Source organism: Bradyrhizobium sp. SPXBL-02 (assembly GCF_051853065.1).
Lineage (GTDB): Bacteria > Pseudomonadota > Alphaproteobacteria > Rhizobiales > Xanthobacteraceae > Bradyrhizobium.
This window is the reverse complement of record NZ_CP182474.1, coordinates 2,599,428-2,619,586: the sequence shown is the minus strand read 5'-3', so window position 1 is coordinate 2,619,586 and position 20,159 is coordinate 2,599,428. Positions and strand designations below refer to the sequence as shown.

At 64.7% G+C, this 20,159-nt stretch carries 16 protein-coding genes; 10 read left to right on the top strand and 6 right to left on the bottom strand.

Features of this window, described 5'->3' with window-relative positions:
• Positions 1 to 57 precede the first annotated feature (57 nt).
• The 3 genes from ACNJYD_RS11815 to ACNJYD_RS11805 form a co-directional block, all read right to left on the bottom strand.
• A complete protein-coding gene (locus tag ACNJYD_RS11815) occupies positions 58 to 3,489 on the bottom strand; it encodes a patatin-like protein (RefSeq protein WP_439366474.1) in 3,432 nt (1,143 codons plus the stop codon).
• 439 nt (positions 3,490 to 3,928) lie between these two features.
• Positions 3,929 to 4,336 carry a hypothetical protein gene (locus ACNJYD_RS11810; RefSeq protein ID WP_172785546.1) on the bottom strand — a complete coding sequence of 136 codons (408 nt, stop codon included), beginning with the start codon at positions 4,334 to 4,336 and terminating at the stop codon, positions 3,929 to 3,931.
• A gap of 61 nt (positions 4,337 to 4,397) precedes the next feature.
• Complete coding sequence (locus tag ACNJYD_RS11805) at positions 4,398 to 4,565, bottom strand: hypothetical protein (RefSeq protein ID WP_172785547.1); 168 nt, start codon at positions 4,563 to 4,565, stop codon at positions 4,398 to 4,400.
• 307 nt (positions 4,566 to 4,872) lie between these two features.
• Between ACNJYD_RS11805 and ACNJYD_RS11800 the strand changes: the two genes are divergently transcribed.
• The 7 genes from ACNJYD_RS11800 to ACNJYD_RS11770 all read left to right on the top strand — a co-directional run bounded on the left by ACNJYD_RS11800 (position 4,873) and on the right by ACNJYD_RS11770 (position 12,500).
• Positions 4,873 to 5,832, top strand: coding sequence for a helix-turn-helix domain-containing protein (locus ACNJYD_RS11800; RefSeq protein WP_439366473.1), 960 nt, complete (start codon positions 4,873 to 4,875; stop codon positions 5,830 to 5,832).
• A 97-nt stretch (positions 5,833 to 5,929) separates the two neighbouring features.
• The gene (locus ACNJYD_RS11795; protein ID WP_172785549.1) at positions 5,930 to 6,202 is read left to right on the top strand and encodes a hypothetical protein; all 273 of its coding nucleotides are present in this window, start codon (positions 5,930 to 5,932) and stop codon (positions 6,200 to 6,202) included.
• Positions 6,203 to 6,325: 123 nt separating this feature from the next.
• Positions 6,326 to 7,531: an NAD(P)/FAD-dependent oxidoreductase gene (locus tag ACNJYD_RS11790; RefSeq protein ID WP_439366472.1), complete on the top strand. Its 1,206-nt coding sequence runs from the start codon at positions 6,326 to 6,328 to the stop codon at positions 7,529 to 7,531.
• An 83-nt stretch (positions 7,532 to 7,614) separates the two neighbouring features.
• Positions 7,615 to 8,526, top strand: coding sequence for an MBL fold metallo-hydrolase (locus ACNJYD_RS11785; RefSeq protein WP_439366471.1), 912 nt, complete (start codon positions 7,615 to 7,617; stop codon positions 8,524 to 8,526).
• Between the two features lie 447 nt (positions 8,527 to 8,973).
• A complete protein-coding gene (locus ACNJYD_RS11780) occupies positions 8,974 to 9,927 on the top strand; it encodes a sugar-binding protein (RefSeq protein ID WP_172785552.1) in 954 nt (317 codons plus the stop codon).
• A 33-nt stretch (positions 9,928 to 9,960) separates the two neighbouring features.
• Positions 9,961 to 11,478: a sugar ABC transporter ATP-binding protein gene (locus ACNJYD_RS11775; RefSeq protein ID WP_439366470.1), complete on the top strand. Its 1,518-nt coding sequence runs from the start codon at positions 9,961 to 9,963 to the stop codon at positions 11,476 to 11,478.
• Entirely contained in the window at positions 11,475 to 12,500 is a 1,026-nt protein-coding gene (locus tag ACNJYD_RS11770; protein ID WP_172785554.1) for an ABC transporter permease, read from the top strand. The genes ACNJYD_RS11775 and ACNJYD_RS11770 overlap by 4 nt, the downstream gene beginning before the upstream one ends.
• Positions 12,501 to 12,566: 66 nt before the next feature.
• Here the strand turns inward: ACNJYD_RS11770 and ACNJYD_RS11765 are convergent, their stop codons facing one another.
• Together ACNJYD_RS11765 and ACNJYD_RS11760 are read right to left on the bottom strand one after the other, a co-directional pair.
• Complete coding sequence (locus tag ACNJYD_RS11765) at positions 12,567 to 15,038, bottom strand: TonB-dependent receptor (RefSeq protein WP_439366469.1); 2,472 nt, start codon at positions 15,036 to 15,038, stop codon at positions 12,567 to 12,569.
• Between the two features lie 163 nt (positions 15,039 to 15,201).
• On the bottom strand, positions 15,202 to 16,554 hold the full coding sequence (locus ACNJYD_RS11760; RefSeq protein WP_212255284.1) for a histidine kinase: 1,353 nt from the start codon (positions 16,552 to 16,554) through the stop codon (positions 15,202 to 15,204).
• 204 nt (positions 16,555 to 16,758) lie between these two features.
• Between ACNJYD_RS11760 and ACNJYD_RS11755 the strand changes: the two genes are divergently transcribed.
• Together ACNJYD_RS11755 and fghA are read left to right on the top strand one after the other, a co-directional pair.
• Positions 16,759 to 17,379, top strand: coding sequence for a response regulator (locus tag ACNJYD_RS11755; protein ID WP_439366468.1), 621 nt, complete (start codon positions 16,759 to 16,761; stop codon positions 17,377 to 17,379).
• A 69-nt stretch (positions 17,380 to 17,448) separates the two neighbouring features.
• Positions 17,449 to 18,294 carry an S-formylglutathione hydrolase gene (gene fghA / locus ACNJYD_RS11750; RefSeq protein ID WP_172785557.1) on the top strand — a complete coding sequence of 282 codons (846 nt, stop codon included), beginning with the start codon at positions 17,449 to 17,451 and terminating at the stop codon, positions 18,292 to 18,294.
• A 51-nt stretch (positions 18,295 to 18,345) separates the two neighbouring features.
• Here fghA and ACNJYD_RS11745 read toward each other — a convergent pair whose 3' ends face one another.
• Entirely contained in the window at positions 18,346 to 18,915 is a 570-nt protein-coding gene (locus ACNJYD_RS11745; RefSeq protein ID WP_172785558.1) for a DUF3280 domain-containing protein, read from the bottom strand.
• Between the two features lie 60 nt (positions 18,916 to 18,975).
• Here ACNJYD_RS11745 and ACNJYD_RS11740 point away from each other — a divergent pair, with 60 nt between their 5' ends.
• Complete coding sequence (locus tag ACNJYD_RS11740) at positions 18,976 to 20,157, top strand: ABC transporter substrate-binding protein (protein ID WP_439366467.1); 1,182 nt, start codon at positions 18,976 to 18,978, stop codon at positions 20,155 to 20,157.
• The last annotated feature ends 2 nt before the right edge of the window (positions 20,158 to 20,159 follow it).

Here is a 20,159-nt window from a genome sequence, read left to right as displayed (position 1 = left end):
TGGCTCCCTCGTTCAGCGCGAGCGCTTCGGCAACGGATCACGCGGCGTGCATCAGGATCATGAACCGGTCTTCGGTCTACAGAACAGATCGAAGGCTGAGCCGAACACGTTATGTCCGTCCGGACAATTGATTCCGGCGAAACCGCCATTGGCAAACGCCATCACGCCGAAGAAGATGAGCAGGCCGGCCATGACGGCAAGTCCGAGAGTGCCTCCCTTGATCAACCGCACCCACCTGGCCCACTTTTCCTGCCGAGCGATGAAGTCTCCCAGCATCGTGATCGACAGGTGAACGGCCGCCGTGATCGCCAAAGCAATCAGGCTGACATTGCGAGCACCCGACGCCCCGATCAACGCGGTAACGCCGAAGAACAGGAGCTCCACAACGTACAGCAGCCCGAGCCAGTAGCAGAACACGGCTCGACCAAGGCTGCCCGGCGTCGAGATCGTGAGCAGGGTCTGAACCGCGCGACCGGCCCTTGTGACCCACATCATCCAGCTTCGCTGTCCCCGACGGTGCTGTTCCGCCTGCTCGAGGATCTGTCCGGTAATGGTCAAGGCGCGTGAGCCGGTCCGCAGCGCGACCTCGGTGCTGGGCCTGCGGTTGACGTTGTAGTACTCGCGCACATAGTTGAGCATGCCCTGGTCGCCCAGCACCTCTTTCAGCGCCTGAGCGATCTGCGTGCGGCGCTGTCCGCCCGCGGTCAGCGCCAGTTTTTGCCATAAGGCATCGAAGGCGCCTTCGAGCGTTTCATTCTTCTGCTCCGCCAGCGCCTTTGTGAAGCCGTCAACCAATTGGTCGTAACTATCCGGCTTCATCTCCTCGCGTATGATCGTACATTGCGCCTCCTTGAGGAGAGCGTCTCTGATCACCTTGTCCTCGGCGGCAGGAAACAGCGTTGCCAGTATCCGCTCGCAACCGTCCAGCCGGCCCCACATGATGTCGTTGCGCCGCCACTGCTCGTCGAGAAAGGCGCCGAAGTGAAGCACGGCAACGCCGGCGAGCTTGTGTCGCAGGCCATTGCGTTCGTCGATCAGGCTGGTGGCATCCTCCGGGCTGACCCGAACGATCTCGACGGTCGAAGGCTCGCCGGTACCTGTATCGTAGTAGAGCGGGAAGCTCGCCTGATCGTACTCGTCGAACCTCATGAAATATTCGGCCAGGAATTCGCGGAGCGCCGTCCCCTCCGGGGTGTTGAGCGCATCGACGTCCTCTGGCAAGGCCACCTTGGCGACCGCGACGCGGACCTTGGGGCCGCCTTCGTCGCTCTCCTCGCAGGCATGAAGCTCCGGGTTTCCAAGCAGGGCCTGGGGAAGCGGCATCTGGCCGCGCGGCGCCATGCCGATCACCGGGGCGTAACCGTCTTTCAACGCGCGAATGTCGCCCTCGAGCGCGACCTGAAGCTGCGTCTCGACGGCCCTCGTATATTGGAGGAGCATCTTGGCGTTGGCGAAGACGTTCTCCTGAAGCGTCCGCAGCGGACTCGGAGGCGGCAGGTCGCTCGGAAGCGGCACGGGCGTACCGGACTTGGTCGTCAACGCCTTCAATTTGGGATCCGGCTTCTGGCCAAGAATCACACGAAGCGTCTGGATCAATTCTTCATGACATGCCGACCTGCACCCGTTCTCCGGGGGCTTCAACTGCCAGGTCACGCAACGGAGCTGGGCGATGGCTTCTCCGAGCCCGCCGGCGAGGCTGTTCAACGCAGCGAGGAGCGCCAGCGTGTCCATTCGCCGGTGGGACACGTGCCTGTCCCACCGTTCCATGAGATGTGTTTCAGCATCCGACCAGGCGTTCCCGGCGCCAGGCAGCTCCGGCTTGATGAAAAGACTTCGAAGCTGATGCACCTTGCGCAGGATAAACCCGGTGCGCCTGAGGCGATACTTGACGTCGTAATCGTCCAGAAAGGCGTTGACCGACTCGGTACGACCCTTGGCGTCTTTCTCGTATTCGTAGAAATTCTCCTCGCGCCAGGCTCGCGCCAATGCGCGCAACGCGTAAAATTGGTCGGAGCGGCGGTCGATGCCCCACCAGACGGCCAATCGATCGGCGATATCGTCCGTGACGGTCATCAGCCGGAGATGACGGTATGGCAGAAACGCGACGCCGTAATAATCGACCATATGGCGCATGTCGCGCGACCGCCAGGCAGGCACCTTGCCGTCCCCGTCGAGCACGATGCGCGCGAAGGGGTCATCGTTGCGCGCTTCGATGTCGACTTCGACCTGACGCACAATCCGCTCGACCCGCTCGATGCGCCTGTTGCGCGCCAACACCGCTTCGATGTCCTCGCGGATCGTCTCATCCTGCGGGATTGTCAGCATGGCCGAGAGCGCATTGGCGAGCGCATCGGGTTTTTGGCTCGCGCTTCCCTGCTCGGTTTCGGGATGAGCGGGGGTCGGCTCGACATAGATCAGCTTGCGTTCCATCGGTAGGCTGCCGAGACGCCATGACAGCGCATCGACGACGTAGCTGAACGGCTTGTTGTCGAGATAGCCTCCGTCGCCGAACGCGCGCTTGCGCCAACCGTCACCGTCCAGGTCCGCGATCGACAGCCCCGTGAAGAACGGCTTCCAGGCGTCGAAATTCACGCTCCCGACGGTCTGGCGCGCGTCGCACAAGCGCTGCGCGTCGGATACGGACATCGGTTCGAATGCGAATGGGAAGGATGACGTGCAACGCGCCGCAAACGCAAGGAACGGGGCGAAACTTTCGGTGAAATGGTTCTCGCCCCCGGCGGCATATTGGAAGTGATAGACCTGCTTGTAGCGCTGCTCATAGACGACCTTGTCGAACAGCCGCAACGGCACGACTGCGCCTCGAATGTCCGTCGTCGTGACGTACAGATCCAGTTCGTCGACCAGTTGAGACTCGCCCCTCGCCGTCGGCGCGACCCTCCCCTCTCTCTCCTTCTCCATTTTCTCGAAGGCATCGAGAAGCTTGACGTACATCCGATCGCTGTTCAGGAGCGACTGCGGCGCAGAACCGGTCTTGGCGAACTCCAGCCCCTCGTAGGAGGCGTCGTCGTTGAGCAGACGATTGATATCGCCCTCCTCGATCCACAACGTCTTCAATGGAGCGAACTTCTGTCCGCTGACGAGAGCTTTTGCGAGGAAAATGCCGTTGATGCCGCCAGCGGAGGTGCCCGCGAGCGAATCCACCACGAAGCGTGTGCGTTGCCCAGTCGGCAGAGTGGCCATGTCGGCGAACGGGTCACGCCCGCCGATGGTCAGATGCTCGAGATAGCGGGCGCGCAAGTTCTCGTCGCGCAACAGCCATGACGCCTTTCGGTAGACCTCGCGCGTCCCGCGAAGATTCAGGTCGTCATGCTCCTTCGGCGTCGCGCACGCCATCTCGTAGAGCTCATTCGTAACTCCGTTGATGTAGATCGCGAGCGAAACGCCACCATACATCACGATGCCGAAGCGGATCTCCCGCGAATAGAGATTATCCCCCACCCTGGGGTGACAAGCCGCAGCAACTTCCATCGCCCGCCTCGTTCAAAAAATCTTCACGCAATTCGTCGAAGCGAGGCCACCCATGGCGGCTCGCAACGTTCCCGCTAATCGGTCAGCAGCTCATTGTGCCCTTGCCACGACGCCACTGAAATCGCGTCGGGCTCCTGCACGCACACCATCGAGGTCATGCCCTCGAAATCACGATCGAAACATATGGACGCAAAATCGAACCGGCGTGGCTTGGTCCTCGTACGAACCTGCCACCCATCGCAACGGCTGTATTATGATCTATCGGCAACCATTGATACAAGCCTATCCAGGCCTGATTGCGACAATTTCCGCTGAACCTGCCTGAGACAATTTGCCCGACCGTTGGCACGTGGCGGTGCCGGATCGGAGTTCACGATCGTCATGCTGGGCCGAAGAAGCAGCACGTACAATGCGGACCGGCGCGGCGGCGGCCCCTCGTTCAGCGCGAGCGCTTCGGCAATTTCGGCAGCTTGTCGGGATTGAATGCCGGCATCTGCCCTGGTGGTTCAGGTGCGGGCGGCTGTTGTTCCGTGCGGATGAGCGTTCCGTGGAGGATCATGCCCGGCGCCTGAGGTGCCGTCGCCGTGTAGGTCGCGATCCTGCCAGGGCAGCTTCCTTCGATCGTCAGCGTCAGCTCGTCATCGTTGCCGAACACGGTGGCGCGACCGTCGGTATGGCGCCTCGTCGACACGATAGCGGTGAAGCGATCTCCATCGACCTGGCAGGTGCCGTGATAGGTCATCAGGCTGTCACGGCCCCAGATCTGGCCGTCTGCGACATGGACGATCCCGGTACCCTGGTCGATCGGCGTCTTGTACCAAGCCGCGTAGGTGCCGTCCTTCAACATGGGAGCAGCCTCCCCTGGTATTCCCACGCCGACAATTGGCATCATTAGCGCCAACAAACGGTTAATGACCGGGCCCGTGCCAATCCGGTCTTTCCTTGCGCAGCTCGGCCTCGAGCTCCTCGATGATGCTGTGAAGCAGATGCACGGCAAGCGGGTCGGTCACCTCGCGCTCCAGATGCCGGTATCGCGCGATCAAAAATTCCTGCTCTCTCAACTGGTGCTCTGTCATCGGACGGGCCCTCCGACACATCGACGCACAGACGATCAAGCAGTTTCGTTAAAGTTTTCAGATCATTTGCTATGGTTTCTGACCGGTTAAGAGGCCCGCGCCGCCGACCTTCGCCCGCGGGCCTGCAACGATCGCCCGCCGTCATCCAGCGTGCCTTTGAAACCGCGCGCTCGGCTGGAGCAGGATCAGGCAAAGCACAACCGTTTCGGGCAAGACCCGGTGCCTCGGCCCCGCATAGAACCCGCGCCAACCCGTACAAGTACGGACCCCTGATCTCAGGCAGCAGGCGATCGGAAGGAGCCACGCAATGACCGGGAGCACCGCATCCAGGCACAATCCCTCGCCCAATGGCCGGCCACCCGTCCCTGGCGCACACCCCGCCGATGTCGCGATTTCCGAGCGGCGCGCCGCCGGATCGGAGATGGCGCGGGTGCTCAGGACCGAACCGACCCGCATGGCCTTGGACGCCTCCGGCGCCGGCATCGCGCACTGGAATCACGACCCATTGCACGACGTCGTCGAGCCCATGAGCCACCACGTGATCATGGCGTATAACGGCGTGATACAGCGCATGGAGCGCCGGACGGGAAAATCGGTTTCGATCGGGACGTTTCGCCCCGGAGTCGTGATCATCATTCCGGAAGGATCGAGCTCCCGATGGGACATTCCGAAGCCGGTCGATGTCGTTCAACTCTACCTTCCGAATGCGACACTGAAGCGCGTCGCCGGCGAAGCCGGAATCGCAGGGTCGACCGACCTGCTGGAGCGGACGGCGCACCCTGACCCCATCACATCGAGACTGCTGTTGAGCGCAGCGGATGCACTCGAAGGCAACGGGGTCCTGGATGCGCTGTTCCGGCATCAGGTGACGGATCTTCTCGCTACCCGCGTCCTGGCGGCGCACACAGGCACGCGGGCCACGTTCCAACCGGCCATGGGCGGGCTGGCGCCGAAGGTCCTGCTCCGCGCGATCGAACGGTTGCGCTCGGACGGCGATGCGGACGTCTCGCTCGATGCGCTGGCATCCGATGCCGGCCTCTCGCGCTTCCACTTCTGCCGCGCCTTCAAGGAGAGCACCGGGCTCTCGCCCCACGCCTGGCTGCGCCAACACCGGCTCGAGCAGGCCATGCACAAGCTGCGGGAGAGCGACGAGCCGATCGTCTCGATCGCTGCCGCGCTCGGCTATTCCTCGCAGACGGCGTTCGCGGCGGCGTTCCGGAAGCTCACCGGCGAGACGCCGAGCGATTGGCGCAGGCGCATGCGCTAGCAGCAATCGCTCGATAGCGACAGCAATCGCGCTGGGGCAGCGGCACACCCGATCGGTTAGACCATCATCATGTCCAATCCCACGACGGAGACAGATGATGATCTGGAAAGATGTCGTCCAGCGGCTGGCAACCACTTCATCACGCAAGGGTCTGGCGACCGCAATCGTGTACGGCCTTTCGCTGACTGTCCGCTTCACGTCAGCCGCCGGTGACGAGGCCGACATACAACGCGCTCATCCGGCGCTGTCTGTCGTGACCGGGGACGGGCCCCGCCTTCTCCATCAGGACTGGGGCCGCAAGCCGCCCTCCATCGTCTTTCGTCAGGGCTGGCCGCAGAGCTCGCAGTCGTCCGGCTGCCCCCTCCATTAAGCGCGCGCAAGTCCGCTTCAACCCTTGGCGCCGTTGCTGACCGCAACAGAGCCTGCCGCGAACCCGTAGCCGCGGCGGCAACGCGCCGTCGTGTCCAGGAAGATCAACCAGAGGAGACCACCAATGCGACTAGTCATCATCGGCGCCGGCTTCGCCGGCATGTATGCCGCTCTATCCGCTGCCCGCCTGCGTGACATCCAGGGAGTCTCGCCCGACGAACTCGAAATCGCGCTGGTCGCGCCCGAGCCGACGCTGGTCGTCCGCCCGCGGCTATACGAACAACATCCCGAAACCTTGACGGCACCGCTGCTCGATGTGCTCAAGGCGATCGACGTCACCCATGTTCAGGGCAGCGTCGACACGGTGGAAACCCAATCCCGCGTGGTGAGGATCGCCACGGCGAAGGGCACCAAGAAGATGCTCTCTTACGATTGCCTCGTGGTCGCCACCGGCAGCCGGCTGTTCCGCCCGAACATTCCGGGCCTCGCCGAGCACGGCTTCAGCGTCGATTCGCTCGACGATGCGATTGCGCTCGACAGGCACCTGCATGGCCTCGCCAAGCGGCCGGCCGTGAACGGACGCGACACGGTCGTCGTCGCCGGCGGCGGCTTCACCGGCATCGAGGCGGCCACCGAAATGCCGGCGCGGCTTCGTGCCGTCCTCGGACCGGGTGCAAAGACCCGCGTCATCATCGTCGAGCGCAACAGCGCGATTGCACCCGACATGGGCGAAGGTCCGCGGCCGGTCATCGAGAGCGCACTCCAGAAGCTCGGCGTGGAAACCCGCCTTGGCGCCGGGGTGGCCTCGCTCGATGCGTCCGGCGTGACCTTGTCCAACGGTGAACACATCGAAACCGAGACCGTGATCTGGGCGGCGGGGATTCGTGCGGCCCCTTTGACGACGCAGATTCCCGCCGAGCGCGACAATTTCGGCCGGTTGCTGGTCGACCCCTGTTTGCGGGTGCCAGGCGTCGAGGGCGTCTTCGCAACCGGCGATGCGGCCCGTGCCGCCTGCGACGACGAGGGCAATTACGCGCTGATGTCGTGCCAGCACGCCACGCGGATGGGCGCCTTTGCGGGCAACAATGCCGCCGCCGAACTGCTCGGCGTTCCGACCAGGCCGTACCACCAGAAGGCCTACGTCACCTGTCTCGATCTCGGCGAAGCCGGCGCACTGTTCACGCGCGGCTGGGAGCGCAAGGTCGAGATGGTCGGCGACGTCGCCAAGAAGACCAAGCAAGAGATCAACACCGTCTGGATCTATCCGCCGAAGGCCGAACGCGCCGCCGCGCTCGCCTCCGCTGATCCGGAACGCGTGACCAGCCTCTAACGCACGACACCATGACGGCCGTGCTCCCTGGCTGCGCGGCCTGATCAACAAGATCAGCCAGCAGCATGAAACAGGAGAACAACATGAACCTCCACAACACCTCATACGCCGCGAAACCCGAAGAGCTCGTGCCGTCGCGCTACGCGCTCAAGATCGGTGAGATCGACGTGCTCGTGGTCAGCGACGGCGTTCTGCCGCTGCCGACCACCATGTTGGCGCACAATGCCGCCCCGGCCGAGCGTGCGGCCTGGCTGCGTGACATGTTCCTGCCGCCTGATGCTTTCGACTGGGCACTGAATGCGGTCATGGTGCGAAGCGGCGGCAAGACCATTCTCATTGACGCCGGCCTCGGCTCCGACCCGAACTTGCACTTGCCGCGGGCCGGGCAGTTGATCAAGCGACTGGAGGCCGCCGGCATCGATCTTTCCTCCGTGACCGATCTGGTGCTCACCCACATGCACATGGACCACATCGGCGGGCTGCTCGTCGACGGTGTGAAGCAGCGGCTGCGCCCCGACCTGCGGATCCACGTCGCGGCGGCGGAGGTCAAGTTCTGGGAAGCACCTGATTTCTCTCACACCAACATGCCTCAGGGCTTCCCCGATGCGCTGCGGGCGACCGCCAAGCAGTTCGTGAAAGCCTATGGCAGTCAGCTCAGGCCGTTCGATGAGGCGCACGAGGTTGCGCCGGGCGTCGTCGCACGGCGCACCGGCGGTCACACTCCCGGGCACAGCGTGGTTCGCATCGCGTCCGGCGGCGAGGCGCTGACGTTTGCCGGCGACGCCGTGTTCGCCGTCGGGTTCGACCAGCCCGACTGGCACAACGGTTTCGAACACGATCCCGAGGAGGCTGCGCGCGTGCGTACCCGTCTTCTGCGGGAGCTTGCCAAGACTGGCGAGATGCTGGTGGCCACGCACCTGCCGTTCCCGTCGGTCGGACGGGTCGCGGCGGATGGCGACGCCTTCCGCTGGGTGCCGGTGTTCTGGGACTACTGAGCCGAGTGGACGCTGCGCTGCCTTCTCCTCCTTTGGGAGGAGGAGGCGTCAGCGCCTGCTGCAACTCAGAACGTCACCCGCGTCCCAGCGTCGAATGCCCTTGGCCGTGCCGGGCCGACCGAGCGCGGACCTACTTGATAACGCAGTCTGATTTTGCATGTGGTGAGCCATTGGCGAGCGCATGCCGCCTCATCTCGTGAGGCACGACATCACCTCAGCGCCGAGATTGGCGTCCGGACCGTCGCTTCCAATTGCGCGCCCCGCGGGCTTCTGCTAGCTTGAGGTACGTGCCTCATTTCACCTCGCCGGCCGGGTCGGTGACCCGCCTCTGCCGCAACGATGCGGGTGGCGGCCGATTGCCGCGCCGCCGGGGGTGAGGCATGCGCCCAATCTGGGCTCAAGCAGAGTTGGCCATCGAAAACGGCCGACCGCCTTAGGGAGGATGATATGCAGCGTCTCTTGGTTGCAGGTGCGTCTATTGCCTTCGCGATTGCAGCGGGGTTCGGCTCGGCCGATGCGGCGGACAAGAAGGTTCTGGCCTTCGTCGTCAATGGCGCATCCGACTTCTGGAAGATCGCCGAGGCCGGGATGAAGAAGGCGCAGGGCGAGTTGCCCAACTACGAGCTCCAGTTCAAATATCCGGAACAGGCTGCGGCCGCCGTGCAGCAGCGCGTGATGGACGACCTCGTCGCCGCCGGTGCCGCCGGCATCATGGTCAGCGCGGTCGATCCGAAGAACCAGACCGAGCACCTCAACAAGGTTGCGTCCCAGACGGTGCTGTTCACCACCGACAGCGACGCGCCGCAATCCAAGCGCGTGGCCTATATCGGCTCTTCCAACACCGACCTCGGCAAGGAGGCAGGAAAGCTGATGGTCAAGGCGCTGCCGAACGGCGGCAAATGCGTCGGCTTCGTCGGCCTGCCCGGCGCCGACAATGCGCGCGAGCGCATCGAAGGCGTAAAGGAGACGATCAAGGGCTCGAAGGTCGAGCTCGTCGACGTTCGCGGCGACGAGATCGACCAGACCCGCGCCAAGCGCAATGTCGAGGACATCCTCGCGGCCATGCCCGATGTGAGCTGCCTCGTCGGCTTCTACTCCTACAATACGCCGCGGATCTACGAGGTGCTCAAGGAGGCCGGCAAGCTCGACAAGATCAAGATCATCGGCTTTGACGAGGATCCGATCACGCTCGGCGGCGTCAAGGAAGGCAGCATCGTCGGCACGGTGGTGCAGCAGCCGTTCGAGTGGGGCTATCAGGGCATGAAGCTGATGGCGAACTACATCGGCGGCAACAAGTCCGGCATTCCGGCCAACGGCATCATCATCGTGCCCGGCAAGGTCATCGAAAAGGCGAATGTCGACGAGTTCATGGCCTCGATGAAGCAGATGCTGAAAAAGTAGGAGATATCCGCGCTGCCCGCCGCGCAGCCTACCATGCCAGAACCGTTCCTCGAGCTGGTCGACATCAGCAAGAGCTATCCAGGCGTGGTCGCCCTCGACCACGTCGGTCTCCAGGTGTCGCCCGGCGAGGTCGTTGCGCTGATCGGCGAGAACGGCGCCGGCAAGTCGACGCTGATGCGCGTGCTCGGCGGGGTCGTGGAGCCGAGCGGCGGCGTCATCCTTGTCGACGGCGTCGCGCGAGGCTCGCTCACCGTGGCGGACGCGATCAAGGCGGGCATCGCCTTCGTCCATCAGGAACTGAACCTCTTCGACAATCTTGACGTCGCCGGCAACGTCTTCATCGGCCGCGAGCCTGTGCACGGCGGGCCCTTGCGGCTTATCGACCGCAAACGGATGTATGCCGGTGTCGCGCCGCTGCTGGAGCGGCTCGGCTGCGATTTCGCGGCCGATGCGCCGCTCGCCGAGCTGTCGCTGGCGCAGCGCCAGCTCGTCGAGATCATGAAGGCGCTTTCGCTCGATGCTCGTCTCGTCATCATGGACGAGCCGACCTCGAGCCTGACGCTCGCCGAGACGGACCGCCTGATGCGGACCGTGGCCGGCCTGAGAGCCCACGGAGTCAGCGTCATCTTCATCACGCATCGGCTCAACGAAGTGATGCAGTGCGCCGACCGCGCGGTCGTGCTGCGCGACGGGCGCGTGGTCGGCGCACTGACACGTGCGGAACTCTCTCCGGCGGCGATGATCCGCCTGATGATCGGCCGCGACCTGAAATCGCTCTACGTTCCGCCGGCCGCGCCACCCGGCGACAGCGTGCTCGATATCGTCGATGCGGTCACCGACACCTATCCCGGCCGCGCCGTGAGCCTGTCGGTCCGCCGCGGCGAGATCCTCGGACTTGCCGGTCTCGTCGGGTCCGGCCGCACGGAGCTCGCGCGCGCCCTCTTCGGCATCGACCGATTGCGCGGCGGCGCGATACGACTCGATGGCGAGCCGATCCGGATCGCAAGCCCGCGGGCCGCCATCGAGCAAGGCATCTATCTTGTTCCGGAGGACCGCAAGGGCGCGGGCCTGCTGCTCGACGTCTCGATCACCGAAAACATCTCGCTGCCAGATCTGGCGTCCTATATGCGCTTCTGGCTGGTGGATAGCGCGCGCGAGAACGAGAATGCGGTGCGTCAGCGCGAGCGCCTCAAGATCCGCGCGCCCGACGTCAAGACCGCCGTCGGCTCTTTGTCGGGCGGCAACCAGCAGAAGGTCGTGCTCGCCAAATGGCTATCGATGCAGCCGAAGGTGCTGATTGTCGACGAGCCGACGCGCGGGGTCGATGTCGGAGCCAAGCAGGAGATCTACGGCATGCTGCGCCGCCTGACCGATGCCGGCGTGGCGATCCTGATGATCTCCAGCGACATGGAGGAGGTGATCGGCGTCAGCGACCGCCTCGCGGTCATGCATGAGGGCGCGATCTCGGGCTTCCTTGATCGCAGCCAGTTCAGTGAGCACAATGTGCTGCAGCTTGCCGTTGGCCACACAATCGCGGCGGAGGGACCTTGAGCAAGAAAGACCTGAGCCTTCTCGTTCTGATTCTGGTGGTCGGGACCGTCGTCGCCCTGATCAATCCGAGATTCCTGTTCGTGGGCAATCTCTCCAACACCGCCAACCAGATCGGGCTGTTCGGCATCTTCTCCATCGCGGAAGCCTTCATCATCATCATCGGCGGGATCGAGCTGTCGGTCGGTTCGGTGATCGCACTGCTGGGCGTCCTGTTCATCGACCTCATCGTCAATCACGACGTCAACTGGGTGGTAGCCCTCGCGATGATCGTCGCGGCCGGGCTCGTGATCGGCCTCGTCCATGGCACGCTGGCGACCCGGATGCGGATCCAGCCTTTCGTGGTAACCCTGTGCGGCCTCCTGATCTATCGCGGCGCGGCGCGCTATTACACCGAGGACGCGACGGCGGGCTTCGGCTTCGGCGCGAGCTTTCCGATGCTGGAATGGCTCGCCGCGGGCCGCACCAACGTGCTCGGATTCCCGCTGCCGCACAGCGTGGTGGCGCTCGCCGTGGTGGCGGTGATCGCCTGGGTGGTGCTTCACCGCTCGGTGTTCGGCCGCTATCTCTTTGCCGTCGGCAAGAACGAGGAAGCGGCACGCTATTCCGGCATTCGCACCAGCCGCGTGATCGTCTCGGCCTATGTCATCTGTGGCGGGCTGACAGCGTTTTCGGCAATCCTGATCGCGATGTATACCCGTTCGATTTCCCCCGCCGTGCACGGCTCGTTCTACGAGCTCTACGCCATCGCAGCCGCCGTGCTCGGCGGCTGCTCCTTGCGCGGCGGCGAAGGCTCGATCATCGGTGTCGTGCTCGGCACCGTGCTGCTCCAGGTGCTGCAGAATCTGGTCAACCTGCTGGGCATTCCGAGCTCGCTCAATTTCGCGGTGATGGGAACGGTCATCCTGATCGGCGTGCTCGGAGATCAGTATCTCGTGCACCGACGCCAACGCGTGGGAGTGGCCAAAGGCCGGGAGCAGGCGAGCGTCGCTGCGGCGCCGCTCGAGCGAGTGAAGGTGGAGTGAAGGCGAGGGTTTCGCGGGCCTGTCGTCGACATAGACGGCCATCCAAGAGAGGACGCTCCAAAATATCTAGAACGTCACCCGCATCCCCGCGTAGAACGCGCGCGGCCGTGCCGGGCTGAGCGAGCGCGGGTCGGTGAAGGCATTGCCGCCGTTGGTGAAGTTGGGCAAGGCCCCGGTATCGAAGAATTGTCCGTAGGTCGCGTAGCGCTTGTCGAAGATGTTGTCGACACGGCCATAGAGCTGGATGTTCTTCGTCACCTGGTAGGAGGTGTTGAGATTGAACACCGTGTAGGACGGCAGTTTCGCGAACTGGTTCGACTCGTCGCCGACGAGATATTGGCTGGAGACGAACAGCGCGTTGCCGCCGACCTTCCAGACGTCGGTCACGGCGTAGTCGACACCGACCTTGACGCGGTGGCGCGGGATCGCGGGGATCTGGTTGCCGGGCCTGACCTGGATGGTGTCGGTGGCAGGGTCTCTGAACGGGCTCTCCGAGCCGAGCTCGAGCGGATCAAGGAAGCGCGCATCGACGAACGCATAGCTCGCCTGGACCTGCAGCGTGGGCGACTTGATGCTGACTTCGGCTTCGAGCCCCTGCCGCCGGGTGCGGCCGACATTGGAGAAATAGCCGAAGCCGGTCCGCCCGACGACAGGCACCGCTACGATGTCGTCATAATTGGTGGCACGGAAGCCGCCGACCTTCCATCCGAGCGTGCCGATGTTCAGCTCCTTGGTGCCGCGAAAACCGGCTTCCACGGTCTTGGAGACGACCTGCTTCAACGGCGGATCCGCGACCAGAAACGCCGCGAGCAGGCAGGGCCTGGCGGGATCGGCGCAGCCGAGCTCGAGCGGCGTCGGCACGCGGTTGGCCTCGGAATAGCCGGCATAGGCGGTCAGCTCGGGCGTGATCTTGTAGGTGCCGCCGATGATCGGGTTGAAGCGGGTGTAGGTGTGATCGCCGTTGAGCGCGGTGCCGAGCTGGTCCTCCAGCGAGATCCGCGCCACGTTGAAGCGACCGCCGCCCGTGATGGCGAAAGCATCCGTGACGTTGAACGTGTCCATCGCATAGAGGCCGTTGTACTGGTTGACGGTCCGCAGCGAGACGGGGCCGGCGACCGGGTTTGCCGTGGGAGTCGGGCCCAGGAAGACGCCGCTGCCGCTGACGACGTAGTTCTCTCCGATCGAGCCGATCTCGGCGGTGGCGTTGTAGCGCGTGACACTGGCATCGTAGGTGGCGCCGATCACGAAGCGGTTGTCGTGCCCGAACAGCTGATCGGTGTTGGTCGCCTGCCCCGACACGCCGAGGGTGGTCGAACGGATCGAGCCCCGGTCGATCTCGCCGAGGATGGTTCCCGGCGCGAAGGGATTGGCGAGTTGCGCGCCACCCGCGTCGTTCGCCGCGGTGGTGTCATCGCCGAAGCACAGCAGCGCCGGATCCGCACCGCACTCCTGCACGTCGGTCGGGTTGCCGTCGACCACCTTCTGCTCGTACCTGCGCACGTGAGCGGTGCCTTCGAACGTCCAGGTCGGCGTCGCCTCGACCTTGCCGGTCAGGTTGAGATAGCCGACGCGATTGGAGGTGGTCTGCGGGGTGGTGTAGGTCGCGCCCCAATATTTGTCGAGCAGCTCGGCCGGGACAGTGGCGCTGGCCCCGAAATCGTTCTTGGCGACGCCCATGTTGGCGTGGAATTCGCTGTCGCCGGCCTTGTAACCGACATCGCCGTAGAAGCGCCGCACCGTCGATTGGGAGAAATTGCGGAAGCCGTTGTCGCGCAGTCCTTCGAGCGCGGCATAGACGGCGTAGTTCTGATCGACCTGCTTGCCCCATTGCGCCGAGCCCTGGATGCGGCCGAACGAGCCGCCCATGAGGTCGAGCTCGGCGCCCTGATAGCTGAAGCCGTCCTTCATTTGCAAGTTGATCGCGCCGCCGAGCGCATTGAGACCGAAGGCCGGGTTGTTGGTCACCAGCGTCACCGACCTGATCGCGGCGGTGGGGATCAGGTCCCAATTGACGGCATCCGAGAATGCCTCGTTGATGCGGACGCCGTTCTGATACACCGCCAGACCTTGCGGCGTGCCGGTCACGGGCGATGCGACAAAGCCGCGGAATTCGACGTCGGGCTGGAACGGATTGCCGGTGACTTCGCTGATGTTGACGCCGGCGATGTTGTCGCGCAGCGCGTCCGTGACGTTCAGCGAGCCCGTGCGCCTGATCTGGTTGGCATCGACGGCATTGATCGCCGACGGGACCTTGTCGACGTCGAGACCGCGGCCGATGCCCGGCGAGGTCGGATAGACGTAGATCCGTGTCCTCGGCGCGGCGGATGCCGGCGCCCCCACGCGCGCAACCGGTCGCGACGGCGCCGCGCGCCGCGTTGCAGGAGGTGGTGCGGAGATCTCGACCGGCGGCAGGTTCTGGACGTTGGTCTCCTCGTCCGGCGCGGCCCCGGCAGGGCTCGCAAACACCAAGCCCGATGCCAGCCCGGTCGACACCGAGGCCATCAACAAACCACGCTTGAACGAATCAACCTTGCCCATCCCCGCCTTCCCATCCGCGACCACCGGCTGTTTTGATTTCCGCCGATTGGTCGAGGCGAGTTTATTCGGCCGCATTGGGGACGCCAGCCACAAAAGGTCGGGTCCAATCCGCACCCATTTTCCCGACCAAATCGGGAATTTTTCCCGATCGCTTCGGGTGCGATCACGTTACCGCCGTCGGCACCAGCGCTTCCACGGTCACACCGCCGTCACCGGAGACCACATTGAGCGTGCCGCCCAGCGCCAGGATCCGCTCGCGCATGCCGACGAGGCCGAAGCCGAGCTTCTGGCCCGGCTCCATGCCGCGACCGTTGTCGCTGACCCGCACCCGGGCGCAGCCGCGGCCACCGGCCTGCTCGACCGGCTCGATGACGACGCTGACCGAGGTCGCGCCGGCGTGGCGGAACACATTGGTGAGCGCCTCCTGCACGATGCGGTAGATGGTGAGATCGGCGGTCTCGCCGGTTGCGCCCAGCGCCGGCGAGATCGAGGTCTCGATCGCGACGTCGGGACGCGACTCCCGCCAGAGCCGCGACAGGGATTCGAGCGCCTGACGCAGGCCGAGCTCGGCAAGACCCACGGGCCGAAGCCGCTCCAGCACGCGACGATTGAACTGCTGAAGTGCATTGATCTGCTCCAGCATGGCGCTGCCGTGTTTTCGCACGGCATCCGCACTCGGCTCGCGTCCGTCCGCCTGCTTCGCCAGCGCGCTCGCATGTGCGCGCAGCGAGAACAGATAGGGCCCGAACTCGTCGTGCAGCTCGCGCGCGATCTCCTTGCGCTCGATGTCCTGCAGCGACACGGCACGCTCGGCAAGGCGCCGCTTCTCCTCGACCGCTTCACCGAGTGTCGCGGCAAGATGGTTGAGCCTGGTGCAGATCGCGGCAAGCTCCGGCGCGCCGCCCGGCGCGACACGGGCCTCGTAATGTCCGCTTTCGAGCTTGCCCATGGCCTCCGCCAGCGACTGCAGCGGTGCCAGGGCACGGCCGACCACCTTCATCATCAGGAAAAACAGCGCGAGCGCGACCACCGAGCCGACCTCGAGCTGGGTCACGATGCCGTCCCAGATCTCGGCGATCTCGTCGTCGGGGTGCGAGGTGATCACGAGCGAGCCGGGCTTGCCGCGGATCGAGACCGGCACGCTGACCGCGGTCTGCTCGGGATGAACCAGGCTGACGAACCAGGCCGGCGGGCCGCGCGCGTCGCCATCGGCGCCAAGCCGGGGCGCCGTCAGCGGGTTCCCACCGGAATCGTGCAGCGCGATGCTGACATGGCGCAGGCGGCTGAGATCGCGGGCGATCTGGTTCAGCCTGGCATCCGGATCGGGCGCCTCGTTGAGATCGGCAACGATCATCTCGATGAATTCGCGCGCGAGGCGGATTACGCTCTGGTCCTCGGCCTGCACGCGCGGGCCGGCCTCGGCGACCTGGCGGCCGATATTGACCGCGAGCCCCAGCGCCAGCAGCAACGCCAGCAAGAGATTGATGCGCCCGCGCAAGGAAAGATTTTGCCACATTGGTCTCGCTCGTGCCTCGCGAAGGGTTGGCCGCGCCTGTCCGATGACGTTGACAGAGCCGAACCGCCCGATATCTAATCGGAAGCGTACAGCAATCCCGGCCGGGTTGCATGAGGCGACACGAGACGCGCGTCTTGTCCGGTCAGCCTCGTGCGGCGCAGAACAGGCAAGCTCCAGGGGACGTGGCTGTCGCGAGGAACGCCCATGCGCATTCTGATCGTCGACGATCATCCCATCGTCGCCTCCGGCTGCCGTGCCGTGCTGGCCGACGAAGGCGAGATCGAGATTCTGGAGGCCGCCGACGCCGAGGACGGCGAGTGCGTCTTCATCGTCGAACGTCCAGACCTCTGCATCATCGACATCAATCTGCCGACCGTCTCCGGATTCGAGCTCGCGCGCCGCATCCTCGAGCGTGCGCCCGAGGCTCGCATCATCATGTTCAGCATGAATGACGACCCCGCCTTCGCCGCGCGCGCGATCGAGTGCGGCGCCAAGGGCTACGTCTCCAAGACCGGCGACCCCGACGACCTCGTCGAGGCGATCCGCGCCGTCGGAAGCGGCGGCACCTACCTTCCGACCGCGATCGCGCGCAGCATCGCCTTTGCGGGGCCGACGCTGGCGCAAAACCCGCTGTTGAAGCTGAACGCGCGCGAGATGGAGATCCTGCGGCTGCTCAGCGCCGGCAAGAGCCTGTCCGAGATCGCCTGGCTGGTGCAATCGTCCTACAAGACGGTCGCCAATACCTCGTCCATCATGCGCCAGAAGCTCGGGGTGAAGACCTCGGTCGAACTGGTGCGGCTGGCGATCGACAGCGGCGTCGCCTGACGACGCCACAAATTCGGTCACACAAGCGTTGCAATCTTGATGTGGTGAGATGCCACGGAGTCTTTCGGCATGACGATTCAGACTGTCTCGACCAACAAATCCCATGGCGGCGTGCAGGGCGTCTATCGCCATGCCAGCCAGGCGACCGGAACCGACATGGTGTTCTCGGTCTATATCCCGCCGCATGCGGACGGCGCCAAGCTGCCCGTGGTCTGGTACCTCTCGGGCCTCACCTGTACGCATGCCAACGTCACCGAGAAGGGCGAATTCCGCAAGGCCTGCGCCGAGCTCGGCCTGATCTTCGTCGCGCCCGACACCTCCCCGCGCGGGCCCGACGTGCCTGGCGATGCCAACAACGCCTATGATTTCGGCCTCGGGGCCGGCTTCTATGTGGACGCCACGCAAGAGCCGTTCGCGCGCAACTATCGCATGTGGAGCTACGTCACGGACGAGCTGCCGAAGCTCGTGGCGGAGAACTTCCCGGTCGATGCCAGGCGGCAATCGGTGATGGGGCACTCGATGGGCGGCCACGGCGCGTTGACGGTGGCGCTACGCAACCCGCACCGCTTTCGCGCAGCCAGCGCGTTTGCCCCGATCGTGGCGCCCTCGCTCGTGCCTTGGGGCATCAAGGCGCTCTCCGGCTATCTCGGGCCGAACAAGGATTCCTGGCGCAACCACGACACGGTGGCGCTGATCGAGGACGGCGCCAAGTTCTCCGGCTTCCTGGTCGACGTCGGCGAGGCCGACAATTTCCTGAAGGAGCAGCTCAAGCCAGAGCTGCTCGAGGCCGCCTGCGCCAAGGCCGGCATCCCGCTGACGCTGCGGCGCCAGGCGGGCTACGACCACAGCTATTATTTCATCTCGACCTTCATGAGCGATCACCTGCACTGGCATGCGGCAAGATTGACGGCGTGATCTTGCTCTCTCCTCCCCCTCTCCCCGTTCTTACGGGGAGAGGCGAAGACCTCATGGCTTACCGTAATTCGGCGCCAGCAGGCGGTTGCGGATGAGGTAGCTCATGGTGCGCGACCAGGATTCATCCGTGTTGCCGCGCATGTCGGCGCTGGCGGCGGTGATCATGTTGCCGGTCTTCACGTCGCGCAGATAGACGTTGAGATTGATGATCAGGTTCGAGACCTTTTGCACGAGCCCGGTGATCTCCAAATCGGCACCGAGCTGCCCGGCGAGCTTGAGGTCGCAGCCGCCGCAGGCCTGCAGGTTGGCGTGACGGGCAGCCTCCCGTACCGGCGCGATATCGAGCACCTGGAACTTGCCCGACTCTGCCAATTCCTTGCGCAGCTGCTCGCTGATGCGCACGAGTCGCGCCTCTTCCGGCTTGGAGCCGTAGAACTCGCCCGGCAGGCTGGTGTCGATCAGCTCGAAATCGAACACCGCGAGTTTCGGCGGGTCGGCGAGCGCGGCCGCGCCCGTCAACAGCAAAGCCGCGATCGCCAACAATGCTCGCATGATCGTGATTCCCGGCCGTGCGCGCGCGGGGACGAAATGCGGGGTTGCATGGCCTGACAATTTGGTCATGCTTGAAGCAGAGACAATTCTTCACCGGCGGTCAAGCCGGGGAGATCGTCTGGAGGAAACATGATCCGATGGTTGGCCGGCCTGATCGGCTTTGGTCTTGCGGCGACGAGCGCGCTTGCGGCCGATCCCGTCACGGTCGGCGTCGGCTATCTCGGAATCGCCGGCACCCGATCGACGCTGTCGCTGGTCGAGCAGCCCGCCGAGAATGACGGCGTCGCCGGCGCGCGCCTTGCCATCGAGGACAACAACACCACCGGGAAATTCACCGGCCAGCGCTTCACGCTGGAGGAGCGCCGCATCAGGGAAGGCGAGGACGTGGCGCAGGCTGCGACCGCGCTCGCCGAGAAGAACGGCTTCATCATCGCCGACCTCCCCGCCGATGCGCTTCTGAAGGTCGCGGACGCCCTGCGCGACCGCGGCACGTTGCTGTTCAACGCCGGCGCGATCGACGAGCGGCTGCGCGAGGCCGATTGCCGTGCCAACGTCATCCACACCGCGCCGACGCGCGCGATGCTGGCGGATGCACTCGGCCAATATCTGGTGTGGAAGAAGTGGTCGCGCTGGCTGCTGGTGGTCGGCTCGCACGACGAGGACAGGCTGTTCGCCGATGCGCTCCGGCGAACCGCGGCGCGGTTCGGCGCCAAGATCGTGCAGGAGCGGATCTTCGAGGACAAGGGCGGCGCGCGGCGCACCGATAGCGGCGTGACGCAGATCCAGCGCCAGATTCCTGTCTTCACGCAACAGGCGCCGGCCTATGACGTGCTGGTCGCCGCAGACGAGAGTGAAGTGTTCGGCGCCTATCTGCCCTATCGCACCTGGGATCCGCGCCCGGTCGCCGGCTCGGCCGGCCTCGTGCCGCGCAGCTGGGACGCATCGCAGGACCAATGGGGCGCGATCCAGATGCAGAACCGCTTCATCAAGCTGAATGCGCGGCGGATGACCGCGCTCGACATGCAGGCCTGGACCGCGGTGCGCATGATCGGCGAAGCCACCTCGCGCACCAATTCCGGCGAGGTCAAGAAGGTCACCGATTTCATCAAGGGCCCGGATTTCTCCGTCGCCGCCTTCAAGGGCACGCGGCTGACCTTGCGCGACTGGAATTGGCAGCTGCGCCAGCCGATCCTCCTGGTCGACGGCCGCATGGTGGTATCGGTGTCGCCGCAGGAAGGATTCCTGCACCAGGTCTCCGAGCTCGACACGCTCGGCTACGATCGCCCGGAGAGCAAATGCAAGTTGAAATGAGG